Source organism: Brevibacillus sp. Leaf182 (assembly GCF_001423865.2).
Lineage (GTDB): Bacteria > Bacillota > Bacilli > Brevibacillales > Brevibacillaceae > Brevibacillus > Brevibacillus brevis_C.
This window is the reverse complement of record NZ_LMPN02000010.1, coordinates 34,029-47,450: the sequence shown is the minus strand read 5'-3', so window position 1 is coordinate 47,450 and position 13,422 is coordinate 34,029. Positions and strand designations below refer to the sequence as shown.

The following is a 13,422-nucleotide window of genomic DNA, read 5'->3' as shown; positions in this document are numbered from 1 at the left end:
TCCCCCTTATTGTTTTTCTGCCGGGCCATTCCAGCTAGACATACCCGGTAGCACATTGGTGATTTTGGGAAAACCTTTTTCGGCCAACAACTGACAAGCCATGTCGCTGCGTTTGCCGGATCGGCAGATAATGTAGATGTCGTCATCGGGCTGTAGCTCATTCAAGCGCTGCTCCAATACTCCCAGGGGTATCGAAATGGCTACAGGAATGCGGTGAAAAGCGTATTCCGCCGGTTCTCGCACATCAATGAGTGTCAGCTTCTCTTTGGCTTCCAGCTTTTTTTGCAGTTCTTCATTAGAAATGGTCCGCAAGAAGTTCGTCTCCTCCTTCACCTCATGGGTACTCGCTTTTCGCAGGAAATGCTTCCATACTTCCCCCTCCTGAACCGTGCCCAAAAATTCATGCCCCGTATTGTTTGCCCAGCTCTTCAGGTCAGCCGATGACCCTTTATCAGTTGCTTGCACTTCCATCACCTGACCCGGTAACATCTCTTCCATTGCTTTTTTTGTGCGTACGACAGGCATTGGACATGCCAAGCCTTTGCAATCTAATGTTTTATCAGCAGAAAAATTCGATTGTACGGACATGTTGTCTACCTCCTACATTTTGAGTGGAAATGTTGATCGATCAACTTAATACGTATACCCCTATGGGTATTATAATATGCCCCTCGTTTTCCTTTGTCAATAGTCGAAACGTGACCCACCCACTCATTCATACGTATTTTCTTAGAAAGGATCTTGTACCGACATGGAGGGCCCAATGAAACTAGCTGACCGGATGAAGGCAAAGAACACGAAGACAACAGAGCTGTCTATTTGGGGACCTTACTTACGGGAAGAATGGGAGAAGCATTTTGCGAGCCATCTGACCGAAGAAGATAAAGAGAGGATTTTTCTCAAAAATAAAGACGGCTACCAGGGGTATCTGTGGCATTTATTTAGCAATAAGCTGAGGGATTGTCTTGAACGCGAGGAAGCGGATAAAGCCTTTCAGCAAGTTGCCCACGAGTCATACTATGTGTTTTACCAGCTTTCCAACGAGGTGTTGATCTTGGAAAATGCTGCGGCGTTTTCTGTCGGGGACTTGGAAATGGAATACGATGTGTATGTCGTGGATAAGGATTTTACGTGGACGTATGTGAAGACTCATGAAACCAAGTGGTGTGGGCCTTATTTTTGCAGGAAGTAGAGTGGGGAAAACAAAGAGAGGAAGCATTCGGATACCTTTAGGGGTATGCCGCTATACTTCCTTATTTGATTGATGGGTTGATTATCGTTGCTGAAGATACTGCAAACTGTTTTCCATGATCTCTTTGAAAGGGGGAGCAACAATTTCTTGTCCCCATAATTTTACCCAGAGGTCTGTCTTCGGTTCATCAACAGCTATGTAAACCAATAGCTTTGGATCATCACTGGGTGCAAATCCGATAAATGAGTACGTATATTTCCCTTCGATGAAGTTTCCTTGCTGGTCGCGTTTCTCTGCAATTCCTGTGCGCCCAGCGACTGTATGTTCTTTTATGGAAAAGGCTGTATCTAAGCCAGGCTTGTTTTTTACTACCACTTCTAAAACTTCTCGAACCTGTTTAGCTGTTTCCTCTGATATGACTCGACGCCCTTTGTCAATGTGATTCCTTTCCTCCCTCGTGACATGGGGTTTCATCAATTCACCCCCGTTTGCGATGGCCCCGACAGCAGCTACTTGTTGAATTGCAGAGGCAGAGCCCCCAAGTCCATAAGCTGACAATGCCTTATCATAGGGAGTATCCATGTTTGGTATCTTTCCAGGCTGTTCATTAATTTGTTCGATACCGGTTTTCGCTCCAAAACCGAACCGTTCAAAATATTGCTGCAACGAATCCGCTGGTATCTGTTCACTGAACTTGGCAAAAGCGACATTCGAAGAACGTTGGATCCCTTCTAAATACGTAATCTGTCCCCACCCTGCACCATTATTGTGGTCTTTAATAAACTTGCCCGGGGTAATCTCGTAGGTTCCGGACTCGTAAGTTTCGTAGTTCTTATACTTTCCCTCTTCAATAGCTGCCGCCAACGTCACGATCGGAAATGCGGCCACAGGATCAGGTTTCGCTTTTACTATGTCGGGAACCCGGTCATTGGCATCCTGTTTTTTTAGATTCATCCCAAGAATTTCTCCGGTATTTGGATCGGTAACGATTACCGTCATATTTTCGGGTTGATAGGCTTTGCTGGTCTTATGTAACGCTTCTTCTATATACACCTGAATTTGTGAATCGAGGGTCAGAACCTTATCTGTTTGGGATGTCGTTTCCGCGGCTTGTGCCTTTTGACTCTCCCCTGCATTCGTCTGTTGTGCGCTTGGCACTAATGGGGTTACCTCCGAAGGCATCCACTGATAAGCGATAAACAATAAAGCAAATGAAGCAACTGCGCCCCCGATGACCTTGGCATACTTTTTTCGCCTTTTCATTTGTACGAGCAGCTCCCTTTCTCGACGAATATGACTCGCGATTTCACGTCGTTTGTCCTCGTCCATCTGAAGCGACGGAAATGATTGCAGCACTGTGCTTATCTCTTTTTCTTCAAAAGATGGCGTCATGTAGATTGACCTCCCTGCCGCTATTGCCCATTTGTTTTTGCAATTCCTTGATGGCTCGATGGAGCGTCGTGCTCACTTTTGCCTCACTCCAGCCTAAAATTTCTGATGTTTCTGCTGTAGATATCCCCTCTATCAACCGCAGGATGAGAACTTCTCGATACGTGCTTTTGAGGCGATTCATCGCTTCATAAGCTTCTTGCAATTGTTCCTTTAACACTAATGCCTTCTCAGGTGTACGCTCTTTGGAAGTGAGAAGTCGAAGGACGTTTTCGGGAAACCAGTCCATCATTTTTTGCTTACGCCTATAATCAATCGCTGCATGGCGTGCGATGGTCAGAAGCCATGTCTTGGGCTGTGCTCTGCCTTCGTAGCTCGATAATGCTCTTAGCGCCTTTGTAAAAACTTCCTGGACTAAATCCTCGACATCTCTACGTCCGGTAAAATACGCGAGGTAATTGTAAATATCATGGCCGTATTGCTGAAACCATCGCTCTATTCGGTCATCGGAATCCATTCGTACGCTCCTTTATGAAGTTTGTATCTTATTAGACGCGAAAATGAAATTTGCTTACAGTTTTACAGAACGAAATCGACATCATTCTACCATCGCTCGCGAATCAAAGTATAAATTATGAAGCAGATCATAAAAAAGGAAGCATGCTGTTACCTGCAAAGGCAACGCATGCTTCCTTTCGTTTAGCAAGACTACACTTCCAAAAGTGTTCGCAGTGTATCTACCTGGCGTGTCGTAATGGCATCCACGCCCATCTGGATGATATTTTTTTGGTTAGCAGGATCATCGACTGTGTATACCCAGACTGCCAGCCCTATCTCATGCGCATAGTCAACAAGTTCTTGGCAGCAAGTACGATAGTCCATGTTCAGTCCAAAATAGCCTTTCTGAGCGAGATTGTCGCATTTTTGCTTCACCAGTTCCCTGTTTTTCATCCATAGAGAAGCGCCCCACTCTTCCGGGGTGTTCCAGACGACCCGGTTGCGGTAATGCTCAATTGTCTGCGTATTTCCAGTGAAGAATACCCGCTGTGTCATCCCCATTAGCTCCATGACTTCAATAGCAGGAAAAGCCGCTTCCTCGGTCTTTAGGTCTAGATTGTATCGAATGTCAGTGCCCATCGTTGCCTCGAACAACTGCTCCAATGTCACCAATTCGCGGTCCTTGTAAATGGGGGAAAGCGATTGCCGCAGCTCGGGGTGATTCAGTTCCGAGAAAGTCGAGGTGAGAAAAATGGGCAACTCGTCGTGAAACAAGAAAGCAATTCCGTCTCGCGTTGACTGTATATCCACCTCGATCAGGCCTGCCCCGGCTTTGATTCCTGCCAGACTGGATTCAAGGGTATTGTCAGGGGTTCCCATACAGCCAGTATGTGCGGTAATGTCAGGTAGTTTCATTCTGCAATCGACTCCATTCTTGTCTGCATACTCGACCTTTTAAGCCTAATGTCCCGCGCGAGCTGCTTCTTCCTTCGCATCCTTCGCCATGGTGCGGATGTAAAAATAACCCATCGCAGAGCATAGCAGGAACATGAAGACGGCAAGCGCACTGGCTTGGGCGGTTTCCTGATAGACGGAAAACACTTGTTGCATGGCGACGCCAAGAACCTGCGGCGCATTCGGACCGATCAGATAGGGGGCGGTAAAACTGCCAATCACGCCCATAAACACAAAAGTTGCAGCAACAAGCATTGTTTTATAGGAGAGTGGCAAAACAAACCGGAAGAACAACTGCCATTTTCCAGCACCTGCGTCTTTTGCACTCTCTATAATCGAATTCGGGATAGCTCCGAGAGCCGAAGCAAGCAGCATCGTGGAGAAAGGGATATTAAACCAGAGATTGGCCAAGATGAGTCCCTTAAAATCAAAGATAAACATCGGAAACGATTCAATTCCGATCAGGACAAAAAAACGGGCCAACCAGCCATGATTGCCGTACATGGAGATGATCGCGTACGTAGCGATTACACCAGGCACAAACATTGGAATGAGATAGAGTCTGCGTATCCAAGTCGCTGCTGCGCCATTGCTAAACCGCAGCAGGAGCGCTACCCCATAACTGATTGCCAACACAAGGACTGTGGAGACGATTGTCACTTGGAGCGTATACATGATGTTCGAGCGCATCACTTCGTCTGTAAATAGAGCGATATAATGCGAGAAATCATAACCTCCCTGCTCATTCATCAGACTTTCCTGAATCGATAAAATAATAGGGATGATAACGACTCCAAGCAACAGTAAAAAGGAGGGGAACACCAGAGCAAGCCCCAGCATCCCCGATTTATTTTCTTTACTCAGCCTCATTTTGCGCCCGCCACTTCTTTCTGCCAGCGCTTGTTCATTTCTTTCTCCAGCTCACCGCCAGAGAATTGACGGTAACCTTTTGCCACGCTTGCAAATTGCTCCTGCAAATCACTCGGCATTTCCTCCCACTTGATGCCCGGATATCCGTACATCGTGTTCACGATGATCTCTTGTGCTTCTGGAGTCAACAAGAAATCAAGGAACTTCTGGGTCGCTTCTTTTTTCGCGGACATGGCAGGTACCATCATATAAGCTGGTCCACCTGTAAAGCTTGGCTCAATCTGTGTGACCTTGATTGTTTCCGGCAGCAGCTTCTTGTTGATCTGTTCGAGAGCCATGTCGGACCAAGCTGGAATCATGTCCACTTCACCGGATGCCAGCAGATCAAGGGTGCCTTGATTTTTCTTCGGATAGATACCTTTCCCGTACATGTATGGGTGAAGTTCCTTCAACAGATTAAATCCTTTGTCCCACTCTGCCATAACCGCTAGATCATTGCTGGTGATCGCATCAGGTTTAAGGAAATTATAGATCGCAGTGACGACAAATGAATTTCCCGATCCTCCGGTTGCTGGGTCGTTATATGCAAATCGCCCAGGATTTTGACGAATCCAATCGTACAGCTCATCTGCCGTTTTTGGAGGGTTGGCAACCTTTTCGCTGTTATACGCCAAGACGACAGAAGAGGCGCGGTAAGGAATTCCCTTATATTGAATCTGCTCCAAGAATTTCTTGTCTACTTTGCTCAGATTTGGCACGTGAGTCTCGCTCAGCATCTCCCAAATCCCTTCCTTTTCACCTGCGGTAATTTCGCCGAGACCGCCTTCAAACAGGTCGATGTCCACAGAACTCTGTCCACTCTTTTTTGCTGCAACCAGTCGATCCACGATTGGAGAAGCAGCTTGTCCAGGCGGCAGATACGTCTGCTTCACCTTGATGCCAGGGTTTTTTTCCTCGAACATGGGGACGAGCTTTTCCCAAAGATTCTTGACATTCAGAGAGCCTCCGTAGTGGAAATTGATTTCGACAGGTTCAGTAGAAGTATTTCCAGCATTGGTGTTTCCTGCCGCGACGTTGCTGGCGGAATCAGATTTGGCTCCGCAGCCTGCCAACAGAGATGCAGACATTAGCGCTGTGAGTAGTACCACTGTTGATTTTTTCCACATTGTCATGATTGGTTTCCTCCTACCCCTGATAAGGGTCTCTCATGTATGATTCACTTTGCACGATTCAATCGGAAAATATGGATGTTCTTCCTACATGCACCTTGCAGGATTGCCCTTGTTGGAGCTGCTCTGTCTTTTCTCTAGGCAGGAACGACTTTACGATGCCATGCTGAGTATCGAGCGAAATTTCCGCATAATGTCCCAGCATCATGATCTGACGTACGGTTGCCTGCATACCCGCTTCATGCTCATCCCTTATCTGCACTTCTTCCGGCCGAACGGCAAGTATGACATTACCAGACAAGTCCGTTTTCAGCGGATAATCCAGGCCCTCGACCCTTGCTTCCCCTCCATCTGCCACCCCCTTTAAAAAGTTCATACGACCAATGAAGCTCGCCACGAACAGCGTCGCAGGATGATCGTACAACTCTTTTGGCGTAGCAAGCTGTTCAATTTTCCCCGCATTCATCACGACGATTCTGTCAGATATGGAGAGAGCTTCTTCCTGATCATGGGTGACAAACACCATTGTCATCCCGGTAGCAGCCTGAATTTCCCGCAATTCCTCGCGCATCTCCAGCCTTAGCTTTGCATCCAATGCTGAGAAAGGTTCGTCCAAAAGCAACACCTCGGGCTCGAGAAGCAGTGCTCGGGCCAGAGCGATCCGCTGCTGTTGACCACCGGAGAGCTCTGTAGGGTATTTCTTTTCCGCTCCGGAAAGCCGCACCATCTCCAGTGCACGAGTCACTGCATAATGAATGTCTTCCTTTTTCCTTTTGCGGATTTTCAGTCCAAATGCAAGGTTTTCGTACACCGTCATATGCGGCCACAAATTATAGCTTTGGAACACCATTGCTGTCGGTCGCTTCTCGGGCGGCATCGAAAGAATACTCTGTCCTTTGATTCGGATGTCACCGCCCTCAGGATCAAGGAAGCCGCCAATGGAACGGAGCACAGTCGTCTTGCCGCAACCAGAAGGGCCAAGCAGAGAGATCAGTTCTCCTTTTTGGACTTCCAGGGAAATGTCGGAGACGCCTTCCCCCGTTTTGTATCGCTTGCTTAGTTGATGGATCGAAAGCTGCGCCATTCACGCTCACTCCTTCTTTTACTGCCACGATGCATCTATTTGATCTGAAATCCGCCGGAAAGAACGTCTGCGTTTACAAAGCGCTTGGCCACCAGTAGCAGTACAATGGTCGGCAGCGTCAGAATAATGGAGAACACCGCACCGGCCGTGCTTGGATAGTCCGAAATGATGGAATACATGATAACTGGCATCGTTTTGAAATCGGGGATGCCGACCAACATGGTCCCCTGTGCCTCATCCAGCGAATTGAGAAACGTAAAAATGGAAGCTACCAGAATCCCAGGCATCGCCATTGGCAGCGTAATATGCCAGAATACCCGGAAAGGACTGGCTCCTGCATCCCGTGCCGATTCTTCCTGTGCCTTGTTGATGCTGCGAAAGGCAGAGGTAGGAATCCAGGTCATGAACATCAGGGTGTTTACAATATGAATCAGGACGATACCAATGAACGTATTCATCAGTCCTACTTTGTAAAAAAGTACAGCAATCGCCACATACAGCCCCATTTTGGGAAACGCCTGTGTCAGTAGGAACGAAAACAGGAACCATCTGCTCAGCGGGAAGCGTATCCTCGCAAACGCATAGGCTGCGGGGACACAAATAATGATGGAGATGAGCGTAACCGTCGTGGCGATCAGAAATGATAGTCCGATGGAAGAGAGAACTTCTTCCTGACTCAGTACGAAATGCCACCATTCTAACGACCAAACCTGCGGCAGAACTGCCGGGTACTGCCATTTTCCTGAGAAGGCAAGAAGCAGCAAATTGACCATGGGCCCCATGAAGAAGAATACAAACAGGAGCAAAGCAATGAATTCCACAGTCTTTCTTCTTCCAAGAGATTTAAAATACCATCTCATATATGTCATCCCCCCTTGATGTGCAAGCATGTCTTTGCATCTTTGCCTTCCTCCTGTCCGTTGCGTTTTATTTACGAAAAATAGATCGGATTGGTAAAGGCAATTTTGGTACGTACACCATGAAACACCCCGAACAAATCCGCTCTTAACCACTTCAATTCCTTCACAGGCAGAGCATAAGTCAATTCTGTCTCACCCGGTTGCAGTCTTGCCTCACCCATGTTTCCAAGGTTGCTTCTCAACACAATCGAGAGCGGTTGTGGCTCTAATGTCCAAGCACCATGACGTACATGAAAATCGAGTGACACAGTGACAGTTGCTTCCAGTCCTTCTAAACCGTCACGAATGGGTACAGTCTCCCCAAGCCCGAACTGTCGACCATTGATCGCAATCTGGCAAAGCAAAAGTGGCCCCATACTGATACTTACTGCTCCACTGCGAATGGCTTGAATGGCTCCAGACTCAGTCAACTTTTCCGAATTCGGAATTCCGAGAAACGTCGCTGCCTCAGGATCGTCTCCTGCTTTTGATCCATGCCAATCACGTCCTGATGTCGCACAGATGCGTAAACCTTCGTTTAGCAGTCCTTCCCACAGTTCGAGTGCAGGCTGGTTGTGCATACGAATGGATGGGAGAGTCTCATGCCAAACCTCCATATAGTCAACATCCGTCCAGTCTGAAATGTGATAATCCCAATGGCACCCTGTACAGATGGGGCTTCCTAGCGCATATGGATGAGCAATACCAACAAGTCCTCCTTGTTTATGTACCCGCTCAATGCCTTTATGAATGTCATCTGGACCCAAATCTCTCCAGTCGGCGTAGCCCTTCAAGCCAAGTGTCAGCATGTGACCGTAGAACGTTGTCCATTCCATCCCCTGGATGATGACGATGCCTGTCTCCTTTTCTACAACCCCTCGTTCAGTCAACCCCGAAATCGTATTATGATCTGTTAAGGCAAGACCATCCAGACCACGCCTTTTCGCTTCTCTCGCCATTTCGGCCAGCGTGTGCCTGCCATCGCTATGGGGCGTATGGGTGTGCAGCTCAAATGGATACCAGTTCATTTATGCCTGTCCCCCTTCCCATACCTTCAATTCATAATGGCATTCTGTCGTAACAATGCAGTGTGCGCTTAGCGTCACCGTCCATATCCCCTTTGGCAGTGGCCCAGACGTGAATCCAGGCGAGGCTTCCTTCTGCGACAATTTGTGGTGTTGAACCGGATCGTGCCGATGAGCCGAGCCCCGGAATCCTACAGGATCGTCTATGGATACCGTAATCAAATTGTTGAGTGGAGAAAAATCTGCCCATCTCTCCGTCAGAGCCTGCTGTTGTTTCACAGTCGCGTCACGGAGAATGGCTGCCTTAATTTCTCGCTCCGCCGTTTCGAGGTCTTCTAGTCGTTTTGGTGCATAATGAAAGAGGATATGCAGCTCGTTCGTTGGCTGCGGCAAGTGAAACCGGAAAGCAAGGTGGGTCTTGGAACAGATTGACGTGAGCTTTCCCGCTGTCTCGAATCTCAAATTCATGATCATATCACCTGCACATAAAGTTTTTCTGGAGCCTTTATACACTCTGGAATCGATACCAGAACTTTTTCGCCTTTAGTGTAAAACCACCGTTTGTCACCCGTCAATTCACTCAAGCAAGCCTTTACATAACCTTTAAACTCAGCTTCAAAAACAAGGATGTAGATAGGGCAGAACATCTAGGTTTTATCGCATTTTCCGTTGATATTGCTCGATTTCTTGTAAAGGTCTTGTAAAAATAGAAAAGACAGTTTACACAGCACCACACTGCGATTAAACTGAGAAACAGATACTATGGAATCGATACCAGAAATGATTAAGCAAGACAGATTTTAACTAAGTAAGGTCGTGATGATTTGGATATCAAGATCAAGGACGTCGCACGAGCAGCCGGTGTATCGGTCACCAGCGTATCGAGAGTCCTGAACCAAGAGCAGTATGTAAGCGAGGAGATCAAACGGAAGGTCAATCAGGCGATAAACGATCTTGGCTATACTCCAAGCCACATTGCCCGGAGCTTGAAACGTAAAAAAACAAATCTGATTGGCGTCATTGTCTCCAATATTACAAGCAATTTCTTCTCAACTATCCTGAGCAGCATTGAAGAAACGGTAGACCAGCATCATTACAATCTGGTTGTGTGCAATATTATGGAGAATCTCGACAAAGAGCTCCGTTATCTGCAAACCTTTCAGGAAATGCGGGTAGATGGCATCATCATTATGCATGAGAAGGCAAATGACGACATCCGACACTTCCTTCACCAAACGAAGATCCCGGTTATTTTTTCGGCTTCACCTGTCGATCCTGCTTTCTCTGGGGTCACAGTCGATGATTTTTCTGCGGTGTATGACGCGATCCGCTTTCTCGGCGACCTCGGTCATCAGAAGATTGCCTTTATCGGAGGTGACCTCGCAGATGTGTCTTCCGGTCAAAAGCGATACGAAGGCTATTTGAAAGCCATGGAAGACATCGGGCTTCCGATTGAGCAGCGCTGGATTCGGTTCGGTGATTATCAAGTCAAAAGTGGCTATGAGCAGATGAAATCCATTTTGCAGGAGGGATCGCGTCCGACTGCCGTATTTGCAGCAAGTGATGACATGGCGCTCGGAGCGATGAACTGCCTGCACGATTGCGGATTTCAAGTCCCAGAGCAAATGTCGGTCATGGGATTCGATGGCAGCCAATTAACGGAGCTGGCCCGGCCGAGACTTACCTCCATGCAGCAACCAATTGCAATGATTGGGCGTCTGTCCGTCGAATTGCTGCTCGAGGCTATCCAGAATCCGGCTCGCCCTGCAACCATAACGACTGTTCCGCACCAACTCGTTATCAGGGACAGTTGCAGAGCACCGTCCGGTTTCATATAAGGGAATGAACGTTCTATGACTCACCAGGAATCTACTCTTAAAAAATGGGGCTTGCTCGCACTCGTCTGGCCCATCTTTCTCGAACAGCTCCTGCAAATGCTCATGGGCAGCATTGATACGATTATGCTTAGTCAGGTTTCTGATGAAGCGGTGGCAGCCGTAGGAGTGGCTACACAAGTCTATACCCTCGCAACTTTTCTATTCGGCTTTGTTGCCACTGGAGCCAGTGTACTGATTGTCCAGGCGATTGGGGCAAAGCGCCATTCTCAGGTGGGGGAAGTATCCGTTGCCGCACTAAGCTTGAATTTGCTGGTCAGTGTCGCAATTAGTGGCTTGCTTGTAGTCTTTGCAGAACCACTGCTGCGTCTGTTCAAGCTGTCCGAAGAGTTGATCAAGTATGGCGTACCCTACCTGGCCATTGTCGGAGCTTCGTCCTTTCTCACCTCTCTGATCGTGACAATCGGGGTAATCATGCGAGGGCACGGATTCGTACGTGAAGCCATGGTAGCTTCCGTAATCATGAACATTTTCAATGTGATCGGAAACTATGTAGCACTGTTTGAACCTTTTGGCCTTCCTGTGTTCGGTACAGAAGGAGTAGCCATTGCCACTGTGATCAGCCGTTTTATCGGACTTGTCATGCTCTTCATCCTTTTCTATAAGCGTCTTCCTGATCTTCTCCCTTATCAGAACGGGATTCGCTGTACGAGACAATACGCACTGCCGATATTGCGGATCGGGATACCATCTGCTGGGGAGTATATTTCGTACAACGCCTCACAAGTGGTGATCACATCTTTTGTTGCCATTCTGGGGACAGCAGCTCTCGCAACCAAAATTTACACCCAAAATCTGACGATGTTCATCTTCTTGTTTTCAGTCTCGATCGGACAAGCCACCCAGATTTTGGTCGGCCGCTTAATCGGGGCGCAACAATCTGAAGATGCTTACAGGACCTGTCTGAAGAGCCTGAAAATCAGCTTGGTCATCACTTTTGGGGTAAGCGTCATTATGTTCACCTTTGCTCAGTCACTTCTTGGTCTATTCACGAATGACCCTCTTGTTTTGGAGACTGGCCGCACACTCATGCTTCTTACGCTCCTCCTGGAAGCAGGACGCACTTTTAACATTGTCCTGATTGGTTCCCTGAACGCCGCTGGCGATGTCAGGTTTCCGGTGGTAGTCGGAATCATCTCCATGTGGGGACTTAGCGTACCCCTATCCTACATTTTTGGTATCAGCTTAGGCTTTGGACTGGCCGGCATCTGGTGGGCATTTATCATCGATGAATGGTTGAGAGGATTGCTTATGCTGTGGAGGTGGAGGTCTCGGTCTTGGCAACGAATCGAACTTTCCCTACCCAAGACATCAACCATGTAGATTAACAACCATTTCTATTGCTTTCTTGACAGCAGGGCAGAGGCCGTTTTCACGGTCTGGCTATTAGATAAAACAAAAATGAAGCATAAGCTCACCATAGCGGCAAACTTATGCTTCATTTTTTTCAATCCGAAAAATCTAAGCGGAGAGAGTGGGATTCGAACCCACGCACGCCTCACGACGCCTAACGCATTTCGAGTGCGTCCCCTTATGACCACTTGGGTATCTCTCCATGTTTAGTTTGTCAGAAACATTACTTACTATAGCAAAATACAGTCAAAAATGCAAGACTCATTCCTCTGTATGCCCCTTGATTTGCGCGGCTCATTAGGCCAAACTAATAACAGCACACAAGATTGGTATCCGATCAGAAGAAAAGCGAGGAACATATATGAAACGTGAACGTTTGGACAAGGTGCTGGCCAATATGGCAATCGGCACGCGCAAGGAAGTGAAAGCATTAGTGAAGCAGCGGCTGATCGTCGTAGACGGCGTTGTCGCAACAGACCCGGGGATGCATGTCATTGCCGAGGAACAGGAAATCCTTGTGGATGGAGAACCACTTAACTTTAAGCGCTGGGTATACGTTTTGCTGAACAAGCCGCCTGGAGTGGTTTCTGCTACAGAGGACAATGTCCATGAAACTGTCGTGGACTTGCTCCCGTACGAGTGGGCAATCAAGGTACATCCGGTAGGTCGACTGGATATTGATACAGAGGGTCTCTTGCTCTTGACCAATGACGGTCAGCTCTCCCATAGCCTCTTGTCCCCGAAAAAGAAAGTGGACAAGGAGTACTTTGCTCGCATCGATGGCCGGGTCACTGAGCACCATGTACAGGAGTTCGCCAAAGGCGTGGAATTAGAGGACTTCACTACACTGCCAGCCAAGCTGGAGATTATCTCTTCGGGAGAAACATCAGAGATTCGCGTCACCATCATGGAAGGAAAGTTCCATCAGGTAAAGCGGATGTTTGCTGCTTTCGACTTGCAGGTCACCTATCTGCAACGGATTCGTATGGGCCCGCTTCACCTTGACCCGTCACTGGCCCCTGGTGAGTATCGCGAACTGACCGAAGAAGAGCTACACATGCTGCAAAACGTAAACAAATAGAACCGCCTGCATG

At 47.8% G+C, this 13,422-nt stretch carries 14 protein-coding genes and 1 tRNA gene; 4 read left to right on the top strand and 11 right to left on the bottom strand.

Annotated features, from left to right (window positions below; genetic code table 11):
- Window positions 1-6 precede the first annotated feature (6 nt).
- Window positions 7-588 carry a sulfurtransferase TusA family protein gene (locus tag ASG16_RS01160; RefSeq protein ID WP_056496010.1) on the bottom strand — a complete coding sequence of 194 codons (582 nt, stop codon included), beginning with the start codon at window positions 586-588 and terminating at the stop codon, window positions 7-9.
- 175 nt (window positions 589-763) lie between these two features.
- Between ASG16_RS01160 and ASG16_RS01155 the strand changes: the two genes are divergently transcribed.
- Window positions 764-1,192, top strand: a complete 429-nt coding sequence (locus ASG16_RS01155) for a DUF4275 family protein (protein ID WP_056496013.1) — start codon at window positions 764-766, stop codon at window positions 1,190-1,192.
- 81 nt (window positions 1,193-1,273) lie between these two features.
- On the opposite strand, the gene ASG16_RS01150 is transcribed toward ASG16_RS01155, so the two are convergent.
- From ASG16_RS01150 to ASG16_RS01110, 9 genes are all read right to left on the bottom strand, one after another.
- Window positions 1,274-2,584, bottom strand: coding sequence for a peptidoglycan D,D-transpeptidase FtsI family protein (locus ASG16_RS01150; RefSeq protein WP_056496018.1), 1,311 nt, complete (start codon window positions 2,582-2,584; stop codon window positions 1,274-1,276).
- Window positions 2,568-3,098 (bottom strand): RNA polymerase sigma factor, encoded by a 531-nt coding sequence (locus ASG16_RS01145; protein WP_056496020.1) that lies wholly within the window; start codon window positions 3,096-3,098, stop codon window positions 2,568-2,570. Before ASG16_RS01145 ends, ASG16_RS01150 begins: the two co-directional genes overlap by 17 nt.
- A gap of 191 nt (window positions 3,099-3,289) precedes the next feature.
- On the bottom strand, window positions 3,290-3,994 hold the full coding sequence (locus ASG16_RS01140; protein ID WP_056496023.1) for a glycerophosphodiester phosphodiesterase: 705 nt from the start codon (window positions 3,992-3,994) through the stop codon (window positions 3,290-3,292).
- A 45-nt stretch (window positions 3,995-4,039) separates the two neighbouring features.
- Window positions 4,040-4,897: an ABC transporter permease gene (locus ASG16_RS01135; RefSeq protein ID WP_056496137.1), complete on the bottom strand. Its 858-nt coding sequence runs from the start codon at window positions 4,895-4,897 to the stop codon at window positions 4,040-4,042.
- A gap of 2 nt (window positions 4,898-4,899) precedes the next feature.
- Window positions 4,900-6,075: an extracellular solute-binding protein gene (locus ASG16_RS01130; RefSeq protein ID WP_082517319.1), complete on the bottom strand. Its 1,176-nt coding sequence runs from the start codon at window positions 6,073-6,075 to the stop codon at window positions 4,900-4,902.
- Window positions 6,076-6,133: 58 nt separating this feature from the next.
- On the bottom strand, window positions 6,134-7,156 hold the full coding sequence (locus tag ASG16_RS01125; protein WP_056496027.1) for an ABC transporter ATP-binding protein: 1,023 nt from the start codon (window positions 7,154-7,156) through the stop codon (window positions 6,134-6,136).
- 35 nt (window positions 7,157-7,191) lie between these two features.
- Window positions 7,192-8,016: an ABC transporter permease gene (locus ASG16_RS01120; RefSeq protein WP_056496142.1), complete on the bottom strand. Its 825-nt coding sequence runs from the start codon at window positions 8,014-8,016 to the stop codon at window positions 7,192-7,194.
- A 71-nt stretch (window positions 8,017-8,087) separates the two neighbouring features.
- Window positions 8,088-9,083, bottom strand: coding sequence for a CehA/McbA family metallohydrolase (locus ASG16_RS01115; protein WP_056496030.1), 996 nt, complete (start codon window positions 9,081-9,083; stop codon window positions 8,088-8,090).
- Complete coding sequence (locus tag ASG16_RS01110; RefSeq protein WP_056496034.1) at window positions 9,084-9,548, bottom strand: hypothetical protein; 465 nt, start codon at window positions 9,546-9,548, stop codon at window positions 9,084-9,086. It lies immediately after the preceding gene.
- A 356-nt stretch (window positions 9,549-9,904) separates the two neighbouring features.
- Between ASG16_RS01110 and ASG16_RS01105 the strand changes: the two genes are divergently transcribed.
- Window positions 9,905-10,918: a LacI family DNA-binding transcriptional regulator gene (locus tag ASG16_RS01105; protein WP_056496037.1), complete on the top strand. Its 1,014-nt coding sequence runs from the start codon at window positions 9,905-9,907 to the stop codon at window positions 10,916-10,918.
- A gap of 15 nt (window positions 10,919-10,933) precedes the next feature.
- A complete protein-coding gene (locus tag ASG16_RS01100; protein WP_056496040.1) occupies window positions 10,934-12,298 on the top strand; it encodes an MATE family efflux transporter in 1,365 nt (454 codons plus the stop codon).
- Window positions 12,299-12,441: 143 nt separating this feature from the next.
- Here ASG16_RS01100 and ASG16_RS01095 read toward each other — a convergent pair.
- Window positions 12,442-12,530, bottom strand: a tRNA-Ser gene (locus ASG16_RS01095).
- A 159-nt stretch (window positions 12,531-12,689) separates the two neighbouring features.
- On the opposite strand from ASG16_RS01095, the gene ASG16_RS01090 reads away from it, so the two are divergent.
- Complete coding sequence (locus ASG16_RS01090) at window positions 12,690-13,409, top strand: pseudouridine synthase (protein WP_048035529.1); 720 nt, start codon at window positions 12,690-12,692, stop codon at window positions 13,407-13,409.
- The last annotated feature ends 13 nt before the right edge of the window (window positions 13,410-13,422 follow it).